This is a genomic window from Veillonella ratti (assembly GCF_003992115.1).
Taxonomy (GTDB): Bacteria; Bacillota; Negativicutes; order Veillonellales; family Veillonellaceae; genus Veillonella_A; species Veillonella_A ratti.
The window spans coordinates 49,799-70,490 of the sequence record NZ_RQUX01000002.1 but is presented as its reverse complement, the minus strand read 5'-3'; the positions used below and the strand labels follow the sequence as shown (position 1 = coordinate 70,490).

At 42.3% G+C, this 20,692-nt stretch carries 20 protein-coding genes and 2 pseudogenes; 17 read left to right on the top strand and 5 right to left on the bottom strand.

All coding sequences use genetic code 11. The features are described 5' to 3' along the window. Nucleotides 1–366: 366 nt before the first annotated feature. Nucleotides 367–1,344, bottom strand: a complete 978-nt coding sequence (locus tag EO124_RS01245) for an AEC family transporter (protein WP_127057990.1) — start codon at nt 1,342–1,344, stop codon at nt 367–369. Nucleotides 1,345–1,674: 330 nt separating this feature from the next. Here EO124_RS01245 and modA point away from each other — a divergent pair, with 330 nt between their 5' ends. The 3 genes from modA to EO124_RS01230 all read left to right on the top strand — a co-directional run bounded on the left by modA (nt 1,675) and on the right by EO124_RS01230 (nt 3,880). Further along, nucleotides 1,675–2,478: a molybdate ABC transporter substrate-binding protein gene (gene modA / locus EO124_RS01240; RefSeq protein ID WP_127057989.1), complete on the top strand. Its 804-nt coding sequence runs from the start codon at nt 1,675–1,677 to the stop codon at nt 2,476–2,478. Nucleotides 2,479–2,580: 102 nt separating this feature from the next. Further along, entirely contained in the window at nt 2,581–3,249 is a 669-nt protein-coding gene (modB, locus tag EO124_RS01235; RefSeq protein ID WP_127057988.1) for a molybdate ABC transporter permease subunit, read from the top strand. Nucleotides 3,250–3,256: 7 nt separating this feature from the next. Beyond that, entirely contained in the window at nt 3,257–3,880 is a 624-nt protein-coding gene (locus EO124_RS01230; protein WP_127057987.1) for an ATP-binding cassette domain-containing protein, read from the top strand. Between the two features lie 430 nt (nt 3,881–4,310). Here the strand turns inward: EO124_RS01230 and rbr are convergent, their stop codons facing one another. Beyond that, nucleotides 4,311–4,859, bottom strand: coding sequence for a rubrerythrin (rbr, locus tag EO124_RS01225; protein WP_127057986.1), 549 nt, complete (start codon nt 4,857–4,859; stop codon nt 4,311–4,313). Between the two features lie 590 nt (nt 4,860–5,449). On the opposite strand from rbr, the pseudogene EO124_RS10320 reads away from it, so the two are divergent. The 4 genes and pseudogenes from EO124_RS10320 to EO124_RS01205 form a co-directional block, all read left to right on the top strand. Then, nucleotides 5,450–5,650 (top strand): annotated as a pseudogene (locus tag EO124_RS10320) (DUF951 domain-containing protein); the annotation flags it as partial. Between the two features lie 97 nt (nt 5,651–5,747). Then, a complete protein-coding gene (selD, locus tag EO124_RS01215) occupies nt 5,748–6,782 on the top strand; it encodes a selenide, water dikinase SelD (RefSeq protein ID WP_438873606.1) in 1,035 nt (344 codons plus the stop codon). A 34-nt stretch (nt 6,783–6,816) separates the two neighbouring features. After that, nucleotides 6,817–7,521: a sulfurtransferase-like selenium metabolism protein YedF gene (gene yedF, locus EO124_RS01210; protein ID WP_241230643.1), complete on the top strand. Its 705-nt coding sequence runs from the start codon at nt 6,817–6,819 to the stop codon at nt 7,519–7,521. A gap of 33 nt (nt 7,522–7,554) precedes the next feature. Continuing rightward, entirely contained in the window at nt 7,555–7,815 is a 261-nt protein-coding gene (locus EO124_RS01205) for a putative Se/S carrier protein (RefSeq protein ID WP_127057982.1), read from the top strand. Nucleotides 7,816–7,940: 125 nt separating this feature from the next. On the opposite strand, the gene EO124_RS01200 is transcribed toward EO124_RS01205, so the two are convergent. After that, complete coding sequence (locus EO124_RS01200) at nt 7,941–8,894, bottom strand: transglycosylase domain-containing protein (RefSeq protein ID WP_127057981.1); 954 nt, start codon at nt 8,892–8,894, stop codon at nt 7,941–7,943. A gap of 109 nt (nt 8,895–9,003) precedes the next feature. Between EO124_RS01200 and EO124_RS01195 the strand changes: the two genes are divergently transcribed. From EO124_RS01195 to EO124_RS01170, 6 genes are all read left to right on the top strand, one after another. Next, complete coding sequence (locus tag EO124_RS01195) at nt 9,004–9,813, top strand: DODA-type extradiol aromatic ring-opening family dioxygenase (protein ID WP_127057980.1); 810 nt, start codon at nt 9,004–9,006, stop codon at nt 9,811–9,813. A 113-nt stretch (nt 9,814–9,926) separates the two neighbouring features. Beyond that, nucleotides 9,927–11,138 (top strand): argininosuccinate synthase, encoded by a 1,212-nt coding sequence (locus tag EO124_RS01190; RefSeq protein WP_127057979.1) that lies wholly within the window; start codon nt 9,927–9,929, stop codon nt 11,136–11,138. Further along, nucleotides 11,139–12,566 (top strand): argininosuccinate lyase, encoded by a 1,428-nt coding sequence (argH, locus tag EO124_RS01185; RefSeq protein ID WP_127057978.1) that lies wholly within the window; start codon nt 11,139–11,141, stop codon nt 12,564–12,566. It abuts the gene before it with no gap. 127 nt (nt 12,567–12,693) lie between these two features. Continuing rightward, nucleotides 12,694–13,443 carry a hydrolase gene (locus EO124_RS01180; RefSeq protein WP_241230638.1) on the top strand — a complete coding sequence of 250 codons (750 nt, stop codon included), beginning with the start codon at nt 12,694–12,696 and terminating at the stop codon, nt 13,441–13,443. A 659-nt stretch (nt 13,444–14,102) separates the two neighbouring features. Then, complete coding sequence (gene potE, locus EO124_RS01175) at nt 14,103–15,431, top strand: putrescine-ornithine antiporter (RefSeq protein ID WP_021840164.1); 1,329 nt, start codon at nt 14,103–14,105, stop codon at nt 15,429–15,431. A gap of 244 nt (nt 15,432–15,675) precedes the next feature. Beyond that, the gene (locus EO124_RS01170; protein WP_127057976.1) at nt 15,676–16,581 is read left to right on the top strand and encodes a LysR family transcriptional regulator; all 906 of its coding nucleotides are present in this window, start codon (nt 15,676–15,678) and stop codon (nt 16,579–16,581) included. A 363-nt stretch (nt 16,582–16,944) separates the two neighbouring features. Here the strand turns inward: EO124_RS01170 and EO124_RS01165 are convergent, their stop codons facing one another. After that, nucleotides 16,945–17,301, bottom strand: a complete 357-nt coding sequence (locus tag EO124_RS01165; RefSeq protein WP_127057975.1) for a winged helix-turn-helix transcriptional regulator — start codon at nt 17,299–17,301, stop codon at nt 16,945–16,947. A gap of 140 nt (nt 17,302–17,441) precedes the next feature. On the opposite strand from EO124_RS01165, the gene EO124_RS01160 reads away from it, so the two are divergent. From EO124_RS01160 to EO124_RS01145, 4 genes are read left to right on the top strand one after another with little or no spacing between them, the layout of a single operon-like run. After that, nucleotides 17,442–18,473 carry an NADH:flavin oxidoreductase gene (locus EO124_RS01160; RefSeq protein ID WP_127057974.1) on the top strand — a complete coding sequence of 344 codons (1,032 nt, stop codon included), beginning with the start codon at nt 17,442–17,444 and terminating at the stop codon, nt 18,471–18,473. Next, on the top strand, nt 18,470–19,339 hold the full coding sequence (locus tag EO124_RS01155; protein ID WP_127057973.1) for an alpha/beta fold hydrolase: 870 nt from the start codon (nt 18,470–18,472) through the stop codon (nt 19,337–19,339). The genes EO124_RS01160 and EO124_RS01155 overlap by 4 nt, the downstream gene beginning before the upstream one ends. Next, on the top strand, nt 19,324–19,698 hold the full coding sequence (locus tag EO124_RS01150; protein ID WP_127057972.1) for a tautomerase family protein: 375 nt from the start codon (nt 19,324–19,326) through the stop codon (nt 19,696–19,698). The genes EO124_RS01155 and EO124_RS01150 overlap by 16 nt, the downstream gene beginning before the upstream one ends. Before the next feature lie 8 nt (nt 19,699–19,706). Beyond that, on the top strand, nt 19,707–20,363 hold the full coding sequence (locus EO124_RS01145; protein WP_164726525.1) for a DsbA family protein: 657 nt from the start codon (nt 19,707–19,709) through the stop codon (nt 20,361–20,363). Between the two features lie 110 nt (nt 20,364–20,473). On the opposite strand, the pseudogene EO124_RS10470 reads toward EO124_RS01145, so the two are convergent. Next, a pseudogene (locus EO124_RS10470) lies at nt 20,474–20,623 on the bottom strand (DapH/DapD/GlmU-related protein); the annotation flags it as partial. Nucleotides 20,624–20,692 lie beyond the last annotated feature (69 nt).

Genomic DNA, 20,692 nt, shown 5'->3' with positions numbered 1-20,692 from the left:
GGGTATAATAATACGGTTTATGGTATTCGTTATGTATATTTACTTTCGAAAATTACGCAACAATTAAACAGTTTTATTAATGGAAGATGAAGTAAATATACAGTTTATTTGAATAAAAATTCTATGATTGGCATTATAGACCTGATTGCATAAAAATGCAACAATTAATCATAAAAATTCTTGTAAGACAGGATAGAAGATTGACATGTTAAGTATGATGATATGTAATAATTCAGTAATTATAAAGAAAAACACCACCAGTTTACACTGATGGTGTTAAGAATTAATATGCAATTTGATGTTGATTTATTACAATCCCTAAGACATTTGTCTCAGCGTTATGGCTCAAAGAATCAGGTAATAATTTTAAACCGGGAACATATAGTATGCAAATAGGATGGCCAGCGGCATGGTGACGGCTGACAAGAGTGTTGTAGACATAACAATCTGCGTGGCCAGTTCCGGGTTATTTTTCATTTCAAAGGCTATGAGCGCTGTATTTACAGCTGATGGTACACTATAGGTAATAATTACAGCTTGGGCGGAAATCGGATTTACCGGTTCGTATAATACGATGTAAAGGAGCATAACAAAGGCTGCTAAGATTGGGCCGCCGATAAGTCGCAATGATGTAGTAACTAAAACGTCTTTTTTTAAGAAGTTATAAGGCGTACGACTCATTTGCACACCTAAGGTAATCATGGCCATGCCGACGAAGGCGTTGGCAAAAATATGGAGTGGCGACCATAATACCAAAGATGTTAAATCGTAAGGGATAAGTCGTGCTAAGAGGGCAGCCGGAGCCGCGTAGAGTACGGGCATGTGGAATACTAATTTAAGTGCATCGTGGCGTGTGAGCAAACCGGTGCCGGCCTGATAAAAGCCTAAGGTATTACAGAAAATTGTTTGAATAATAAAGGTGGCGATTACGCCCACAATGGCTGCATCTAAATAGGGCGTTTGACCGTTTACGATATATGGTTCATTGGAGAATACGAAAGTGGCAATGGCGATACCGATGTTGCCGCCATTGTTAAACATCGTGGCGTTACGCACGATTTGGGTCTTTTTCCGGTCATAGCCAAGAAGTTTGGATACGCCTAAGGCCATGTAACTGTTGGAAAACAGGATAATAAAGGCACAGACCGATATACCGACACTTTCGAGGGTAAGATTAGCTGTATATAATGAGCGGAAAACGTAAGCCGGCAGTAAGATAAAGAAGTTTAACTTACTTAATGAGCGTAAATCCAGATTGAATTTTTTATCTAATATAAAACCTACCGCTACTAAGGCTAAAATAGGTACAACACTTGTCCAAAAAATGTGAAAAAATAACCCCACGGTGATACCCTCCTTTGGTGTAATCTATCTATACTATACCCAATTGAGTATAAAAAAACAACCTTTAAAAGGTCGCGGTTTTACTAGTAAATTGATGAGTGAGTTTGATTTTTGTTGGCTATATAATAATGTGATTAACTCCTTATGTTAAATACCGCTAAAAAATAGGGAATTAAAACCTTTGATTTTATTTATATTTATGTCATAATAAGACTATAATAGGTTTACAAATAATCACTTATGTGATTATCCGGCAAATATATACTCTGTAATTTGAAGTGTAAACGTAGTATTAAAAGCCACATGATGGAGGCGAAGGAGGCAATGTACATGAAAGGGTACAAAAAGTTATTGTTGATTGCTATGAGTGCGATGGCATTGGTTGTAGCCGGTTGCGGTGGAACTGATACCGATAAAAAAGATGCGCAAGCTACTAAGTCTCAAACAATTACTGTATCGGCAGCGGCCAGTTTACAAGCTGCCGCTAATGAATTGAAAGATAATTTTGTGAAATCTCGTCATTTAGATCCTACTCAGATTACACTTAATTTCGGTGGTTCCGGAACATTGCGCCAACAGATTGAAAGTGGTGCACCGGCCAGCATTTTTATTTCTGCTGACGAAAAAAATATGGCGCAGTTAAAAGAAAAGAATTTAGTGACGAAGGTAAAACCATTGGTAGAAAACTCCTTGGTATTAATCGTACCTAAAGATAAGCCAAAAATTACTATCGAACAATTACCTACCGTTAACCGTTTAGCAATCGGCACCGTTGAAACTGTACCGGCCGGTAAATATGCTAAACAGACATTGACCAAATTAAACCTTTGGAATCAGGTAGAAAGCAAAATCGTTTACGCTAAAGATGTTAAAGCGGTTGGCGCTTATGTAGCCGAAGGGTCCGCTGATGCCGGTTTTGTATATAAAACCGATGCTATGGACTTGCAAAATCGCGTAGAGGTGGCAGCGGTTGCTCCTAGTGACAGTCATGATGCGATTCGTTATCCAATCGGCATTGTAACGAAATATGACAATGAATTGGCTGAGCAATTTTATGAGTATTTAACCAGCAATGAAGCGCAGCAGATATTACAAAAATACGGCTTCACCAGTGTAGCTAATAGCGCAAAATAAAATGACGCACGGTCATCGACAGAGTATATAAGGACGCATAGGCGGTTCAGGTGCTGAACCGCCTATTGTAGATTATAGAGTTCGTTTGAAAGGTTGTGGCGTATGACTCCATTATGGCTGTCATTGGAAGTAGCTTGCATAGCATTGTTTAATATAATGGTAGTAGGCTTGTTGCTTTGTTATATATTAAAACGGTATTCGTTCCCCGGTAAGGCATTGATTGATTCCATTGTTACCTTGCCGCTTGTATTGCCACCGGTAGTAGTTGGCTTTATGTTACTTGTTATATTTACACCGGGCAATAGTTTGGGGGCATGGCTCGATGCTAACGGCTGGCAAGTCGTTTTTGCCAAAGCGGGGGCGGTACTCGCTTCTTCGATTATCGGGTTTCCTTTGTTTTATCAGACGGTGCGTTCTGCTTTGGGGTCCATTGATCCTGCAGTTGAGGATGTAGCCCGCACCTTAGGGGCTTCAGAACTTCGTATATTCTTTACCATATCTATACCGCTCGCGTGGAAAGGTATTTTGACAGGGAGTATCTTAGCTTTTAGTCGTGCTTTGGGCGAATTTGGTGCGACCATTCTGATTGCCGGCAATATTCCGGGTGTTACCCGAACCATGCCGCTGGCTATTTACTCCTTGGTCGAATTCGGCGATTATGAAGGGGCGTTTAGCTTGGTCCTTTATATATGCGCCCTCACGTTGGGTTTATTGTGGACGGTTCACTTTATTACTAAAGGTTCTTTGTTCCAGCACCGTGAAGAAAGGTAGGCGCAGTATGATAGAATTTGATATTAAAGTACAGCGCCCTACTATTCTGGTGCAAGGTAAAGGCATATTGAGCGAAGGTATTACTGCGCTCACCGGGGCTTCTGGGAACGGGAAGTCTACTTTGCTAAAAAGCTTGGCCGGACTAATTAAACCCAAAGCGGGGTTCATTAGTCATGATGGAGCGTATTGGTTTCATAAGGAGAAAAATATATTTGTAAAACCGCAACGCCGTGAAGTGGGGTATATGCCGCAGGGGAATATCGTGTTTCCCCATATGAATGTGGTTCATAATATTACCTATAGCAAACGGGGCGATAAAGAACTGCTCGATCGTATTTTGGAGCGACTGCATCTGGAACAATATACGAATACGAAGGCCGGTAATCTATCCGGCGGTGAACAGCAACGGGTAGCTCTGGGGCGGGCTTTATATGCTAAACCGTGTATTTTGCTCTTAGACGAGCCCTTATCAGCCTTAGATTGGACATTGCGCGAACAGGTGCAGGATGATATTGTGAAAATCATCAAGGAATGGCGTATCCCTTGTTTGTGGGTTACTCATAATGAAGCGGAAGCAAGTGCGGTCGGCGATAGTCGTTGGCAATTTAAAGACGGCCTATTGCACACATAACTATATATGATTTTGAGAGCGGCGTCGTATGACGCCGCTCTTTTGTGTGTGATTGTATCGATCTTATTTCGTGGATGTATCGGTTGTTTGCAGTAAAAAAGAAAAGAGCCCCGAAAGGGACCCTTTTCTTTTGGGTGAAACCACTTGGTTTCTATAGTATGTTACGCCACTTGGCGCTAACAACATGTGAACTTTTCATACATAGTGAGAGGAAATACTTATTTCCCGTATACTGCAACTAAATCATTAGTTAGCATACATAATTTTTTAGGAGTTCTATCTTCTATATCGGTTCATCACTTGATGATAATAAGAGACAACACTTGTTGTATGCAATAAATGACACTCGTCGATGGTTAAATAACACTTGTTTAATATAGGTTATAAGTTGCTCACTTGAGTATATACAAAAATTGTTACTTACTTTAAATTATAAAAGAGTTTCGCTGTGTTGGGAGAAGAAAGCCTGTGGATGAGCACATACAGGGCAAATCTGAGGAGCTTCAGTACCAACATGGATGTAACCGCAGTTAGCACAAATCCAAGCAACCGGTTCTTCGCGTTTGAATACTTTACCGCCATTTACATAGCTTAAAAGATCAAGATAACGTTCTTCATGACGAGCTTCGATTTTACCAACTTGTTCGAAAAGGTATGCAATTTTAGCAAAGCCTTCTTCTTTTGCTACTTTAGCAAATTCAGGGTACATTTCAGTGTGTTCGTAGTTTTCGCCGGCTGCAGCGTCTTTTAAGTTTACTGCAGTATCAGCACTAACGTCGCCACCATGTAATAATTTGAACCAAACTTTAGCATGAGCACTTTCGTTTACAGCTGTTTCTTCAAAGAAGTCAGCAATTTTGTTTAAACCGGCTTTACGTGCTGCAGAAGCGTAGTATGTATATTTACGGTTAGCTTGAGATTCACCGGCAAAAGCGGCCTGTAAGTTTTGTTCAGTTTTTGTACCTTTTAATTCTGACATATTAATCTCTCCTTTTTGTTGTGACAACTTTGACACAATTCATAATGTACTTACGAAATAAAGTAAAGAATTAAAATAGCTTAGAAATAAACTTTTATTTCACAACAATTCAAACTAATGAATAATCATTGTTGATTACATTATAGCCCATGAAATTGAGAAAATCAAGCCTAAAAGTTTGAAAAATTTAAAAAAGTTTTATTTGATAAAGCTTATCAATACGCATATTTACTGACTTTTTGGAGCATTGGCACTTTGGAAACAGCATTATAGCCCTAAAAACACAATTGAGAATGAATGTCAGCGATTCAAGTTTGCAAAATGAGAATTCCTACATTTTAATAGGAATTAAAAATTTAATCGAATTGGGGTGGCAGCCGAGGCCCCTTTGAAATTGTAAATATAACAGATTCGTTTCGTTTGATAGTATTTTTTTAGCAAAATACTACTTTATTTTGCATATAATGTATTCGGCATGGAACTCTAAATGGTATATAATAAATATATTAGGATAGAATTAGTAAGCGTCCGTACTGTTATCTGACATAATTTGAATTGGTTGATTGTAAATCGAAGAAGGGAGACATGCAATGGCATTTGTACGATATTATGTGGGCGATGTGGTAAAAATGAAAAAGTCCCATCCTTGTGGAAGCGCGGAGTGGGAAGTTAAGCGTATTGGTACAGATTTTACGATTGTTTGTCGCGGTTGTGGTCATCAAGTGATGTTATCGCGCCCTAAATTTGAAAAAGCGGTTAAAAAGATTGTGATTCGTTCAGCTGAAGCGGAGGCGGCCGAGGCCGCTAAAAAAGAAGCGGCCTCTCAGGCAAAAGTGGCGGCACAAACGGATGTGAATATAAGCGCACCGGCTAATACGGCAGGAGGCGATACGGTTGATTAAGTTAACACCGTATGCCGCCAAGGGCGGTTGCGCTTGTAAAATAGGGCCTCATATATTAGATGCTGTGCTCAAATCGGTTCAATTCCCTACGAATGACCATGTTTTGACGGCTATGGGCGGCGCTGAAGATGCGGGGGTATATGTGCTAAACGAAGAGATTGGTTTAGTGCAGACGGTTGATTTTTTCACACCCGTCGTGGACGATCCGTATACATTTGGGCGCATTGCAGCAGCCAATAGTTTGAGTGATGTTTATGCTATGGGTGGACGTCCTTTGACGGCTTTGAACATTGTAGGGTTTCCGGTGCCCCTTGTGGAAGCAGGCGCCTTAACGGATGTGTTAAAGGGAGCCATGGCAACGCTTGAAGAAGCCGGTGTAGTTGTATTGGGCGGGCACAGTATAGAAAATGAAACGCCCATCTTTGGACTCGCCGTGACCGGTCAGGTACAGCCCAATAAGGTTTGGCGGAATCGCGGCGCCCGAGTGGGCGATGCGCTGGTTCTAACAAAGGCGTTAGGTACGGGTATTATGAGTACGGCCTTAAAAGGAGATCTCTTTCCTGAAGGAACTCAGGCGGCCGTGGCGAGCATGAGTATGCTAAACAAACTGGCCTGTGAAGTGGCTAAAAACTTTACGGTTCATGCCTGTACGGATATTACAGGCTTTAGTTTGATGGGGCATGGCTCTGAAATGGCAAGTGGCAGCGATGTATCGTTGGAAATTGATACGGCAGCTTTGCCGCTGTTTCCCCATGTAGTCGAAGCGGCCGAGATGGGCCTGGTGCCGGCGGCTACCTACGGCAATCGCAAAGCGATTACGGCTGTGTCCGGTTTAGATGAATTGGAATCTGTGTGGAGTGACATTTGTTTTGATCCGCAAACGTCAGGTGGCTTGTTATTGGCTGTGCCCCTGTCAGAGGCGGAAGAATTGGTTAAATCCTTGCATCAGGCCGGTGTTTACGCGGCTAAACAGATTGGCAAGGTGGTAGCGAGAGGAGATTTTGACGTTTATGTCCGATGAAGTTAAGGCGGTCTATGGAGCTGATTTACGCTCTATGACGGAAGTACCGAACGATGTGAAAAAAGAGTGGCTTGTAAAGGGCAGTGTAGTCGTTGATATGCGCGGTTCTTTATGCCCGATGCCGGTGATTGCGACGAAGAAAGCTATGGAAGAACACCAGGGAGCAGTTATTACAACCCTTGTAGATAATGAGGTCAGTCGTGATAATGTGACTAAGTTTGGTAAGTCCAGACAGTGTGAAGTAACCGTAGCGACTGATGGGAAAACACATTATTTAACTATGGTTCCGGCCGGTACACAAGTTGCCGCAGTGGCCCCTGAAGCTTCAGCATCTCAGTCTTCAATCACAGAGGTCGTTTCGGAGGCTCCAAAGAGTCCGGCAGCATCTGCTTCATCGCAAAACTTTGGTGGCAAAGTCCTTTTAATTACCAAAGATTACTTAGGTGAAGGTAATGAAGAATTAGGCCGCACTTTGATGAAAACATTTATGTTCTGCCTGGCTGAATCTGATGTAAAACCGTCTAAAATCTATTTTATTAACAGCGGTGTAAAAATGGTGACGGAAGAATCACCACATCTTGAAAACTTGAACAACTTGGTTGAAGCCGGCGTCGATATTGCTGCTTGCGGTATTTGCCTTGATTTTTATGGACTGAAGGAAAAAGTAGTTGTCGGCTCCATTACTAATCTTTATGCCATTACGGAAGCGATGCTCACAGAGTCGATGGTAACCTTGTAGTGTGGCATTGCCCCGATACGAGAAAGGCCGATTATGGAAAACTTAATAGTATTTACAAATTATTATTTTGCCTATAAGGCGGAAAAAATGTTGCAAGCGGAAGGTATTAAATTGCAACTCATTCCGACCCCGCCGGCATTGCATAATATGTGCGGTCTTTGTATTCTGTGTGCCCAGTCTGACTTGGAACGAATTTTAGAGCTGTTACAAGCGGCACATATCACTCACTCGGGTTTGTATACTTATGACCGAGCTTCTAAAAAATGTACTAAAGTGCAAATTACACAAGAATGATGGTTTGTACGGGTAAAAAATAACCGCCTGTTTGATACATCTCGGTAAAGAGTGTATCTGACAGGCGGTTTTTAGTTGATTTTATTGGCGGCTATTAAAGCGCATCCCGTAGAAGCAGACCGATATTATTCATCAATAGAAAACTTCGTGGATGAAGATGAATGATGAGTGCTTGATTTGTTTGATTTAGAGCCGGCGGACGATGAAGCTTCATCGGAAGTATTGTCGTCATGGCTATCGGATTCAGTCGGTGATGTCGCTTCCATAATTTCTGAATCTGTTGCCGGTGTTTGCTGTAAATTTAAATTGGAATAATAAGCCTTATCCGCTTCGCGGTTAGTAATTAAACCTTGCTGCGTCATCAAAGTAAGAACCGTGCGTTGTCGCTCTTTAGCGCCTTTGTAATTCGTCACCGGATTATAATAGGAGGGCGCTTGCGGCATGCCGGCCAGTAATGCTGCTTGGCCTAAAGTGAGTTTAGCCGGGGTGGTGTCAAAATAGCCTTTGGCAGCTTGCTCGATGCCGTAATAATTATTGCCGTAATAAATAGTATTAAGATACATGGTTAAGATTTCGTCTTTGGTGTAATACAATTCCATGAGGTATGCCAAAATCACTTCTTCCACTTTACGTGACATGATACGTTTGGAGGATAAAAAGAGGTTTTTTACCAGCTGTTGAGTGATTGTACTACCACCTTCAACGGTGCGACCGGCTGTTACATTTGTGTAAAAGGCGCGACCGATGCCGAAAAGATCAATGGCACCGTGTTCGTAGTATCGCTTATCTTCCGTAGCTACCAACGCATCCTTTAAGTTCTGGCTGATTTCGTCTCCTTTCACGCGTTGATTGTCAGGCACTCGTTGATCAAGAGCCGTTTCAACGGCTTCTTTGAAGTGGAATAAACGATTGATACGAGCGGTACGGCTCAATTGGTCTTCGGTGGACTCTAAGGTCTGTTCTTTCACCGTGTAAGGGCTACGTTGCTGGCCGGTTTCGTTTGGCGTATAGCCCGCAAACCAGTATAAACCGAGTCCCAATACGATGATAGTGATTAATAATTTAAATAATAGTTTCATGGCTCTATCATACCATATGTGAAAAAATAAGCTAGTGATTTTTACACTTATTCATAGTAAAATATAATAAATAAAATAAATACTATTATAGTTTTATAAGGAGGTTTCGATGAAGGGACGTATTGTTAGTGTTTCCTATTGGCCGGCGCCTCTTCGATATTATGAAGCGGTAGCGACTGATCGCAGTGCTTATAATGAAGTGATTGGCGCTATGGAGCAAGCGGCAGCAGCCATAAAAGCCAGTAAGCCGCAAACGATTTTAATATTGAGTCGCTATCAGTTGACTTTAAATGATGCTATCGGCTACAGCCCGCAAGCTCGTTTGCGTGGCGCTATTCCATTGGCCAATGGTACTACCTTTACGGTTGGCATGGAGACGGATAGTACATTTAACGCGGCTTTGCGTAAATCAAGCGAACGCATGGGCATTCCGTTGACCAGTATTTTGGACAGTTTGCCGATTATTTCGACGGATGACTATTTTTTGCATCATACGGCTACCATTCCGCTCCATTTCCTGGCCGAACAGGGGTTGGGGAATAAGCAGATTGTGCGCCTGACTATGGGCCGTTTAAGTTATGAGGAATTATACACCTTCGGCAAAGTTGTGCAATTGGCAGCCGAGGCATCGGGGCGGCAAGTAGCCGTTATCGGCAGTGCCAATTTATTGCCGAATCATTGGGTAAATGGCCAAGATAAAAACCTCGATACCAATATTAATGTTATGTATGCGTTGGGGGACCAACAGCCGCGTGAATTACAAAATATAGGCTATCCGGTGGGCGAAGAATATTCGTTGCGTACGGCGGCTTTTGTGTTGGGCGCCGTGAGCGGTCTTAAAGCCACGGTAGGGACTCATCATTTCTCATCGGTGGCCGGTGAAACCTATGGCTTAATACAATATGATGTAAAAAAATAAAAAAATTCTGTATTTTTTTACAAAAATGCTTGCATTAATATTCACAACTATGTATAATGTTACACATGAAAGACAAGAACGTAAGTAACTGATTATTCAAAGAGGTGTTTATAATGAGTGATATTAAAAAAGTAGTATTAGCCTATTCCGGCGGTCTTGATACATCTGTAATTATTCCGTGGTTAAAAGAAAACTACGGCTGTGAAGTAATCGCTGTATGTTGTAACTTGGGACAACCTGAAGATTATGATGCGGTTGAAAAGAAAGCCATCAAATCCGGTGCTTCCAAAGCGTATATTCTTGATGTTCAAGAAGAATTCGTAGCCGATTACATTTGGCCAACCGTTAAAGCCGGTGCCGTATACGAAGGTAAATATTTATTAGGTACGTCCTTTGCCCGTCCTTTAATTGCCAAGAAATTAGTTGAAGTGGCGAAAGCCGAAGGGGCCGACGCTATTGCTCACGGTGCAACCGGTAAAGGGAATGACCAAGTTCGTTTTGAGTTGACTATCAAAGCATTGGCTCCTAATACTAAAATTATTGCTCCATGGCGTGAATGGGAACTCAAATCCCGTGAAGATTGCATGGAATTCGCGGCTAAACACGATATTCCGGTAGTCGCTACTAAATCTCACCCATATAGCATGGACCAGAACGTATGGCATTTGTCCCATGAAGGTGGCGACCTCGAAGATCCGGCTAATGCACCTAAAGATGATGTGCATTTAGTTTGCAAATCTCCGGAAGAAGCCCCTGATACTCCAACCATGGTATCCATCGACTTCAAGGAAGGCGTACCGGTAGCTGTAAACGGTAAAACAGGCACTCCGCTTGAATTGTTGCAGACTTTGAACGAATTGGGGGCCGCTAACGGTGTGGGTATCGTTGATATTGTAGAAAACCGTTTGGTAGGCATGAAATCTCGTGGCGTGTATGAAAATCCGGGCGGCGCTATCATCATGTATGCGCATCGCGAATTGGAATACCTTTGCCTCGACAGAGCTACTTATCACTACAAAGAATTGGTAGCTAATAAATATGCAGAGCTCGTATATGACGGTATGTGGTTTGCGCCGTTGATGGCAGCTTTACAGGCTTTCGTAGATGAAACGCAGAAAACGGTAACCGGTACTATTAACTTGAAATTATACAAAGGCAACATCATCAGCGCCGGTGCAACATCACCTTATTCCTTATACAATCAGGAATTTGTAACTTTCGAAGAAGATGATGTATATAATCAGGCAGACGCAGAAGGATTTATTAATCTCTTCGGCTTGCCACTTAAAATTAATGCTTTAATGAAAGAAAAGGCAGGTAAATAAATGGCTAAACTTTGGGGTGGCCGTTTTACAAAGGGAACTGACAAAGCGGTAGAGGACTTCACGTCCTCTATCGCTTTTGATGCCCGGATGTATGCGGAAGATATTACCGGCAGTAAAGCACATGCGACAATGCTGGCAAAACAAGGAATTATCTCTCAGGCTGATTGCGATGCAATCGTGGCCGGTTTAAACGATATTTTGAAACAGATTGAAGCGGGCACATTTGACTTCTCCGTGGCTCTTGAAGATATTCATATGAATATTGAAAAGCGTTTAACTGATGCTATCGGTGAAGCGGGCGGTCGCCTTCATACGGGCCGTAGCCGTAACGACCAAGTGGCTGTTGATTTGCACATGTATGTGCGCAAGACAGTAGTTCACATGGGTGAATTGTTGGTCAATTTGCAAAAAGCGCTCCTTGAAGTGGCTGAAAAACACCAAGATGTGATTATGCCGGGCTATACGCACTTACAGCGGGCACAGCCGGTACTTTTCGCCCATCATATGATGGCCTATTTCTCCATGTTTGGTCGTGATTTCGATCATTTGCCACTCATTTATAAACATGCCGATGTAATGCCTTTGGGCGCCGGCGCTTTGGCGGGGACGACGTATCCAATCGATCAGAGCTATACGCAGGAATTATTGGCGTTCGGCAAAATTTACGAAAATAGCATGGATGCGGTGAGTGACCGTGACTATGTGCTTGAATTTTTACATTTTGCCGCTACGACTATGATGCATTTGAGTCGTCTCAGCGAAGAAATGATCATGTGGTCTAGCACGGAATTCGGTTTTATTGAGCTCGATGATGCCCATTGCACCGGTTCCAGCATTATGCCGCAGAAAAAGAATCCTGATGTATGTGAATTGGTACGTGGTAAAACGGGCCGTATTTACGGTCATTTGCTAGGTCTTTTGACAACTATGAAGGGTTTACCGCTTACCTATAATAAGGATATGCAGGAAGATAAAGAAGGTATTTTTGATGCTATCGATACCTTGCAATTTGCCTTGTCGATTATGGCGGATATGCTTCGCCAGATGACCGTTAACGGTGAACGTACGTATTCCGTCTTAGCTAACGATTTCTCCAATGCTACGGACATGGCTGATTATTTGGCTAAAAAAGGCGTACCGTTCCGCGAAGCCCATGCTATTGTAGGAGAAGCGGTGCAACATTGCATTCAGAATCACTGCGTTTTATTGGATTTGACCGTGGAAGATTTCAAAAAAATATCCCCTGTCTTTGAAGCGGATATTCTCGATGCTATTACCATTGAAGCCTGTGTAGCGGGGCGTAAAAACTACAGTGGTACAGCGCCTGAATGTGTAGCCCGTCAACGTAAAAACGGGGTAGCTCAAGTGGCTGAAGAAGAAGAGCAATTGGCTAAATGGGCAGCACAGCTTGATTCTGTAAGAATTTAAGGGGACTGCCAATGAGGCGATAAGCGCTTTAGCGGCTAATTTCTACTCAGTGTTTAAAGCGGCTTTTTTACAGGTCCGTCAAATCATGTTATACTATATAGTGCATACCAAAAAGATAATTAGATTTTTGGTATGCACTTTATTTTATATTGGTTCAGGTGAATGCCGTGACACGGACGTGTTGGCAAGCGGTCGTGATACCGAAGAATTGGCGACAGACTGGGCGTTTAAAATAACCGGAATAGATCTTGAAACTATGAGAATTGAGGGAGGGATGGGTATGCATACACCATCATTAACAAGAGAAAATGCCTTGGCATTATTGAAAACATATAATAAGGAACCGTTTCATATTCAACATGCGTTAACCGTGGAAGCGGTAATGCGCTGGTACGCCAATGAGCTTGGTTTTGGTGAAGAAGCGGATTATTGGGCTCAAGTAGGCCTTTTGCATGACGTGGACTTTGAAATGTATCCGGAAGAGCATTGCGTTAAAGCACAGGAACTTTTAAAAGAAGCAGGCGTAGCTGACGATGAAATTTATTCTATTTGTTGTCACGGGTATGGTATCTGCATTGATTGGGAGCCGAAAGAATTAATGGAAAACGTGCTCTATGCGGCTGATGAATTGACCGGTTTGATTGGTGCGGCTGCTTTGATGCGGCCTTCGAAATCAACGAAGGATATGGAACTTAAAAGTCTTAAGAAGAAGTTTAAAGATAAGAAATTTGCCGCCGGTTGCTCTCGTGATGTCATCAAAAACGGCGCTGAACGGCTCGGTTGGGAATTGGATGAGCTTTTGACTAAGACTTTGATGGCTATGCAGGCATACGAAGATGAGATCGCAAAGGAATATGAGGTGCAGGTAGGGAATTAACAGACTGTTAATTTTGTGCCTGGACTACCCGCCGTCCTTTAACGCTTCGTTGTTAATGTCGTTAACGGTTTGTGTAATTTTTAGGCGGTAAAAGTGCGCGTTAAAGTGTTCACTGTCATTCGACAAGGCCAAATATTTGAAATCCGAAGTCAGGTGCATTTTGCATGTCTGTATACAGTGGACACACCCTGTTTTGGTTCGAAAAAAATCATAATTAATTCGGAATAGGCCCTTAAAATACCTAATCGGCATAGGAAAAAATAGACTAAAATTGAAACTTTTTATAGTTCAAATGAATTCTCCTCGTTTATATTATGGAGTTTATATATTTTTATTCAATTTGTGTAATATTTTTTGTCCGCCAATGGGGTAAATTTTGCGTAAATTTTTTTAAAAGTTAGGTATAATGCCCACTTTGAGAATTGCACCATGAAAAACATGGGCCGCCCTTGATGGCGACTAGCTTTCGTGGACCTTTTTTATTGAAAAAAGACTTTCATTAATTGTCAATAGATGTTAGAATAAGTCGTCAAATAAAATAAAGAGAAATACGTTTCATACGATACCACATCCACGCACAACCGCAAGGACTGGTATCGATAGCGGTCACTGATTATTAAGTTGTAGATGTTGAGCTACATTAGAAAGGGGATTGATACATGAAAACCACCGCTAAAAAAATGTCTGTATTCCAGCTTACAACCCTCGTTGCAGCAAATATGATGGGTGCTGGGATTATTATGTTGCCTACTAAACTTGCAGAAGTAGGAACCATTTCCGTTTTGTCTTGGCTGATTACAGCCGTAGGGTCCTTAGTATTGGCCCACATTTTCGCACAGTGCGGCATGTTCACAACTAAAACCGGTGGACTTGGCGGCTATGCAGAGTATTCTTTCGGCAGAACCGGACATTTTATGGCAAACTATGCTTATGCCATTTCACTTGTAATTGCAAACGTAGCGATTGCGATTTCCGCAGTAGGCTACGCAGCTGTTTTGTTTAATTTAACCTTGACGCCGGTACAGATGAGTTTAGCCACTATCGTGCTTCTTTGGTTAGCTGCCGTTCTTAACTTCGGTGGTAATGCCAAAACCGGTCGTATAAGTAATATCACTGTTTGGGGGGCTATCATCCCTGTATTGTTCATCAGCGTATTCGGCTGGTTCTGGTTTGACCCAAATATGTACACAGCTGTATGGAATCCGAACCAACTGCCTTTCTTTGATGCAGTTAGCGAATCCATCGCATTAACTCTTTGGGGTTTCTTGGGCTTTGAGTCCGCAGCAGCTAATATGGATGCTGTAGAAAATCCAAAGAAAAACGTACCAATTGCAACATTCTTTGGCACATTAGCAGTAGCGGTGATTTATGTATTGTCTACTAATATTATGGCAGGGATTGTACCAAATGTTGATTTATTGAACTCCACGGCACCATTCGGTATGGTGTTTGCGCAGATGTTCAATGAAACTGTTGGCCAGATTGTTATGGCTGCTATGGTAATCTCTTGCTGCGGTGCTATCCTTTGCTGGCAGTTCACTTTATCTCGTGTGTTCAAAAGCTCTGCCGATGCAGGCTTGTTCCCTAAAGTATTCAGCCGTGTAAACAAAGCTGACGCACCTGTACGTGGTTTATTGATTCTCTTGACGATTCAGTCTCTCTTGGCCTTCATGACCATGAACGAATCCTTGAGCCGTCAGTTTGAAAACCTCGTTAACTTGGCAGTAGTTACGAATGTATTCCCTTACATTCTCTGCTGTATTGCTGTTAATAAATTATTAAAAGTTGAAGGTGCTTCTAAATTCACTCGTCGCAGCATTTTCGGTTTGAGCATCGTAGCGATTGCTTACTCCGTATACGCAATCTATGCGTCCGGTGAAGGCCCTATGATCGGCGGTACGATTGCTATTATTATTGGCTACATTGTTTACCAATTGGCCTTCAATATTGTGCCTCGTGCTCTTCGCTCCAAACGTAGCGTGGCTTAATCAGCCCGGACGTAGCGTGGCTTAATCAACCGAAATGTAGCGTAATCAACTGACCTATACGGACTGCAAACACTTCCGAGTGCTTGCAGTCCTTTTTGTTTTGCTTTATAGTAAGAATAGAGGTTTGAAGACTAAATAGTTAGCACTAAAGATTCAGGCATATTCTACTATAAATTTGTAAAAATAGTTATTTTTTAGTAAAAAAGTGTTTGATTTGAAGTGAAATATAGAGGTAAAAGGATATATGACTTTATTACAGTTAAAATACATTGTAACCGTGGCCAAGCAAGGGTCCATTAATAAGGCGGCGAAAGAATTATTTATTGCTCAGCCAAGTCTGACGGCGGCCATTAAGGAATTGGAGCAGGAATTGGGGATTACCATTTTCTCCCGCACCAATAAGGGCGTCATCGTTTCAACGGAAGGAGAAGAGTTCCTCGGCTATGCCCGTCAGGTAATTGAACAGACAAATCTGATTGAAGAAAAATATTTCGGACAAACGCCGGTTAAGCATCAATTTTGTGTATCTACGCAGCATTATTCTTTTGCTGTGGAAGCTTTCGTAGATGTTTTAAAAGCGTATGGCGGCGATGAATATGATTTCCGTATTCGTGAAACACAGACCTATGAAATTATTGAAGACGTAGCTCGCCTTCGCAGTGAAATCGGTATTTTGTATCTTAATGAGTTCAATGAAACGGTTTTACGCAAAGAGTTTAAGCGACATGATTTAACCTTCCATCCATTGTTTACGGCAAGGCCTCATGTATTTATAAGCTCTTTTAGCCCCTTAGCATCTAAAGAGAAGGTTACTTTGGAGGATTTGGCACCGTTTCCGCGACTTTCCTACGAACAGGGGGAGCATAATTCCTTTTATTTTTCAGAAGAAATTTTGAGCACCTGTGACAGTGCTAAAGATATTGTGGTGTGCGATAGAGCGACATTGTTTAACCTCTTAATCGGGCTTGACGGTTATACGATTTGCTCCGGTATTATCAGTGAAAAACTGAACGGTCCGAATATCTTGGCCATTCCCCTTGATGTGGATGAAAAAATTGAAATCGGCTATATTTTGCATAATAAGGTAGCGGCCGGTAAATATTGTCGCAATTATATTGAAGCGCTTAAAAAGAATACGCAAAGTGTTTGATTAGGACACAAAACTTAATGGTTAGCTATAGGTTTAAACTATAGCTAACCGTTTTCTGTATATATTAGCCACAGAAGACAAAAGAACGTATAATGATTTCAGTCAAGGGAAGTTAAACAGTCATTGAACTGTTAAAGAGAGAGAGTTACGAGGGGACTTTGAGTGAGCAGAGAGCGTAACTACAAGAGAGATACGGGCGGGGTGAGAGCCGCCGGTACATAAAAGTTGCTTGGTGGGGTGAGAGCCACGGGCAACGGGGACTTATAATTAAATAGTATCCGTGTTTTAACATGGATCGGGGGAATTATACAGAAGACGGTTATATCGGTAAATTTTACCGACATAACCGTCTTCTGTTTTTGTTTATTCTTTTTCGTTCATCTGGGATTCGCCCCAATCATATATGGATTGGAGGGCGGGCATCAATAATTTGCCCCGTTTCGCTATTGAATACTCAACGGTCGGTGGAATGGTATTGTACTGCTTTCTTGTTATCAGCTTATCCTGTTCCAATTCCCGCAAGCACTTGGTGAGCATTGTGGCGGTAATGCCGACGACTTTTCGTTCCAGCTCTTTATAGCGCAGTGTTTGATTCTCGGCATCAGTTATATACCAGAGAATGGGCAGCTTCCATTTCTGGCCGATTACTTCCATGGCATACAGAATAGGACAATCGGTGTCGTAAATATTTTTATCTTTAGGTAGTGGTTTTTGTGTCATAGAGCCTCCTTGGTATACTTTTTATATTGACAAAGAAAAAACATCCTTCTTGTTTTTCTGTTGTAAATAATTATAATGTAGACATAGAGAAAAATCAATGTGATTTAATATAATTCAATATACTAAGGAGTGTGAAATTAATGAAAAGTCTTTTTAATACAATTGAGTTAAAAAATTTAAAAGCGAAAAATCGTTTGGTTCGTTCCGCTACTTGGGAAGGGTTAGCTAATCGCGACGGCAGTGTGACGGAGAAAGCGTATGAGATTTATGATGAGTTGGCCAAAGGTGGTGTTGGTATTATTATTACCGGGTTTACCAGCGTGGCCGCCAATGATTACTATTTTGACGGGATGATGCGATTATCCGATGATGCCCTGATTCCGCAATATAAGACGCTTACCGACGTAATTCATGCGCAAGATGTGCCGGTGATTACCCAGTTAGCCCTCGGTGCCTATTACCGTGAAACGAATGGACGCTTTGAACAGGTTGAACCGGATAATATGACGCTAGAAGAAATTCATAAGGTTCGCGATCAATTTATTGAAGCCGGTGTTCGTGCGGCCAAAGCGGGCTTTGACGGTGTGCAAATTCATGTGGCCCATTTCTTCTTTTTGAGTCGTTTCGTATCGCCGGCTGTTAATCACAGAACTGATGAATATGGTGGCAGTATTGCTAATCGTACTCGTTTAGTAGTGGAAATTCTTAACGGTATTCGTGAAAAAGCGCCGCAATTGCATATTACCGCTAAAATTAACAGCAGCGATTTTACCTATGGCGGTTTGGATGAGGCAGAAAGTTTGGTTATGTGTCGCTTATTGGCCGACGCCGGTATTGACTCTATTGAAGTGAGCGGTAACGGTACATCCGTGGCCGGTATTCGACCACACAAAAACGAAGCCTATTTCCTTAAATTTGCCGATAAATTGGCTAAATCTGTGGATACCCCGATTATTTTGGTGGGCGGTTTGCGAAGCCTGGATACGATGGAAGAGATACTGAATAAAACTGAAATTGAAATGATTTCTTTGTCTCGCCCCCTTTTGCGAGAACCGGATTTACCCAATAAAATGAAAAGCGGTGAAGCCTTAGAGGCAAAGTGTATTTCCTGTAATGCCTGCTACGCCTCATCCTTCCATCAGTGTATTTTTAGAAAGAGTGATAATATATGAAGTTTCGTTTAGATGTGCCAACGAAGCGTGGGGTAGTTCTAAACGGCGTTCTTTTCCGTCAAGAAGAGAAGCGGACGTCAGATACTGTGATGATTGCCATCACGGGGATTCACGGAAATTTTTATTCCAATCCGTTTTATTATAATATTGGTGATACTCTTAATAGTGCAAACATTGATTTTATCTATGCCCAGACAAATGATGCCTTCGGTGAAATTCCTACCATCAATGTGAAGACGGGCAAAGAGGAACTTATTGGTTCATGGAATGAGCGCTTTGCCTATACGGATGAAGATATTGATGCTTATCTGACATTTACCGAGAACGCCGGTTATAAGCATATCATACTGGCCGGCCATTCTCTGGGGGCCAATAAGGTGATTTATTATCTGTCACGTCATCATGATGAGCGGGTAGAACGTTTCTTTTTGCTGTCGCCGGCTAACCTGACGTATATGATGTCGGGGGTTACAGATTATGAAAAACGATTGATTAAAGACCAAGTAGAGCGTGGTGATGGCGATAAACGATTGCCGTTCCCGTTTATGGGCTGGGTAGAGTGTATCGCTCATACGGCGTGGGATTGGCAGTTTTCAGGATTGTTAAATAATGTACATACCTCGCCGAAGGGTGATTTTTCACAAGCTGCGAAGTTAACTCATACGGGGGCGCTACTGGTGGGCACCTATGATAATTTTACGGATGGTGATCCGTCGGAATTTTTACGCAATTTGAATAATCATATGCCAACGGCTGCAAAGAATTCCTTGATTTTTATTGAAAAAACGGGTCATACCTATCAGATGAAACATCAGGAAGTTGCCGACCGTATTCTGGAGCAACTACAAGAATGGAGGGAGCAGTAATGCCGTTTGTTATGGCGAAAGTTAATACACCTGTCAGTCATGAACAGGAAACAGTCATTAAATCGCGCATGGGCAAAGCGATTGAGCGTGTGCCGGGCTTGAATGAAAATTATTTATTGTTTGGCCTCGAAGACGAGCAGTCTCTCTACCCGCGTGGTGACGGACAGCAGAAAATTGCCTATATAGAAGCGAGCCTTTTTGGCAATGAAGCGCATGTTGGGTTTAGTGACTTCGGCGCTGCGATGACGACTGCTTTTCAGGAAGTTCTCGATATTCCGGCAGAAAATATTTATATTAAGTTTGATGATATTAAGGCGTGGTCGGTGGGCGGACAGTTTATCGACCGTAACCGATACTGATGAATACTATGAAAAAGATTATCCTTATAACCTTTACGGACCCCATGATGGGCCTTTCCTATGAGCAGGAGCCGGTTTATGAAAAGCTGGCTGATCACTTCGGCAAAGAGATTGCTTTTAAGTATGTAATGAGTGGGCTGGTGCGTGATGTGGCCGATTTTATGTTGCCACAAGAATTGGGGTTGCCGGCTGAAGAAGGGATTCGCGTATATAATAAGCGTCTGGCACAGATTTATAAAAACGAGGAAATCATCGGTGGGCTACCCATTAACATGGAGGGATTTCATCTCTTTGATGCGGAGCACAGGTCATCCTATCCGCTTTGTATTGCCTATAAGGCGGCTCAACTAGCCGACCCTGCTAAGGCTGATGCGTTTTTGTTGAAGCTCCGCCGAGCAACGATTGTCGAGACTCGTCAGACTACACGGACAGATGAACTCGTAGCGGTGGCTATGGAGGCCGGTTTAGATACGGAAGAGTTTCTTCGTTATTTTGAAAACGGCAGTGCCGCCAAGGCCTTTGAAGAAGATCTTCGCTTGCGACACGCTTTGAATATTCACAGTTTGCCAACCTGTCTTATTGAGTATGGTGAAAAGGCGGCACTTGTGAATGGGCTTGCCAATTATGAAGAATTTGTAAACATCATAGAACGCATGAAAGCGTAATTGAATATTAAATGCTAAATGCCGCATCGGGTTCGATGCGGCATTTTTATGCTTTAAAATTAAATTGTATATGTGTTTATTCATCACTATTCGTCTTCTTCCGGCAACTCTTTAATAACCCGGGCCGGTACACCGCCGGCTACGGTATTGGCCGGTACATCTTTGGTTACTACCGCACCGGCGGCGATTACGGCTTTATCACCGATATTTACGCCCGGTAAAATCGTAACATTACCGCCAATCCACACGTCATTGCCAATGGTTACCGGCGTAGCTATAGCCATGTGATTGCGACGTTCTTTGGCGTTTAAGGGATGATTGACCGTGGT

Coding starts and splice junctions, on each gene's coding strand:
- EO124_RS01160 (WP_127057974.1), top strand. CDS start 17,442: ATGAAAAGTCTTTTTAATACAATTGAGTTAAAAAATTTAAAAGCGAAA.
- EO124_RS01155 (WP_127057973.1), top strand. CDS start 18,470: ATGAAGTTTCGTTTAGATGTGCCAACGAAGCGTGGGGTAGTTCTAAAC.
- potE (WP_021840164.1), top strand. CDS start 14,103: ATGAAAACCACCGCTAAAAAAATGTCTGTATTCCAGCTTACAACCCTC.
- EO124_RS01145 (WP_164726525.1), top strand. CDS start 19,707: ATGAAAAAGATTATCCTTATAACCTTTACGGACCCCATGATGGGCCTT.
- modA (WP_127057989.1), top strand. CDS start 1,675: ATGAAAGGGTACAAAAAGTTATTGTTGATTGCTATGAGTGCGATGGCA.
- rbr (WP_127057986.1), bottom strand. CDS start 4,859: ATGTCAGAATTAAAAGGTACAAAAACTGAACAAAACTTACAGGCCGCT.
- EO124_RS01190 (WP_127057979.1), top strand. CDS start 9,927: ATGAGTGATATTAAAAAAGTAGTATTAGCCTATTCCGGCGGTCTTGAT.
- EO124_RS01230 (WP_127057987.1), top strand. CDS start 3,257: ATGATAGAATTTGATATTAAAGTACAGCGCCCTACTATTCTGGTGCAA.
- argH (WP_127057978.1), top strand. CDS start 11,139: ATGGCTAAACTTTGGGGTGGCCGTTTTACAAAGGGAACTGACAAAGCG.
- EO124_RS01170 (WP_127057976.1), top strand. CDS start 15,676: ATGACTTTATTACAGTTAAAATACATTGTAACCGTGGCCAAGCAAGGG.
- yedF (WP_241230643.1), top strand. CDS start 6,817: ATGACGGAAGTACCGAACGATGTGAAAAAAGAGTGGCTTGTAAAGGGC.
- EO124_RS01200 (WP_127057981.1), bottom strand. CDS start 8,894: ATGAAACTATTATTTAAATTATTAATCACTATCATCGTATTGGGACTC.
- EO124_RS01205 (WP_127057982.1), top strand. CDS start 7,555: ATGGAAAACTTAATAGTATTTACAAATTATTATTTTGCCTATAAGGCG.
- EO124_RS01195 (WP_127057980.1), top strand. CDS start 9,004: ATGAAGGGACGTATTGTTAGTGTTTCCTATTGGCCGGCGCCTCTTCGA.
- EO124_RS01165 (WP_127057975.1), bottom strand. CDS start 17,301: ATGACACAAAAACCACTACCTAAAGATAAAAATATTTACGACACCGAT.
- EO124_RS01150 (WP_127057972.1), top strand. CDS start 19,324: ATGGAGGGAGCAGTAATGCCGTTTGTTATGGCGAAAGTTAATACACCT.
- modB (WP_127057988.1), top strand. CDS start 2,581: ATGACTCCATTATGGCTGTCATTGGAAGTAGCTTGCATAGCATTGTTT.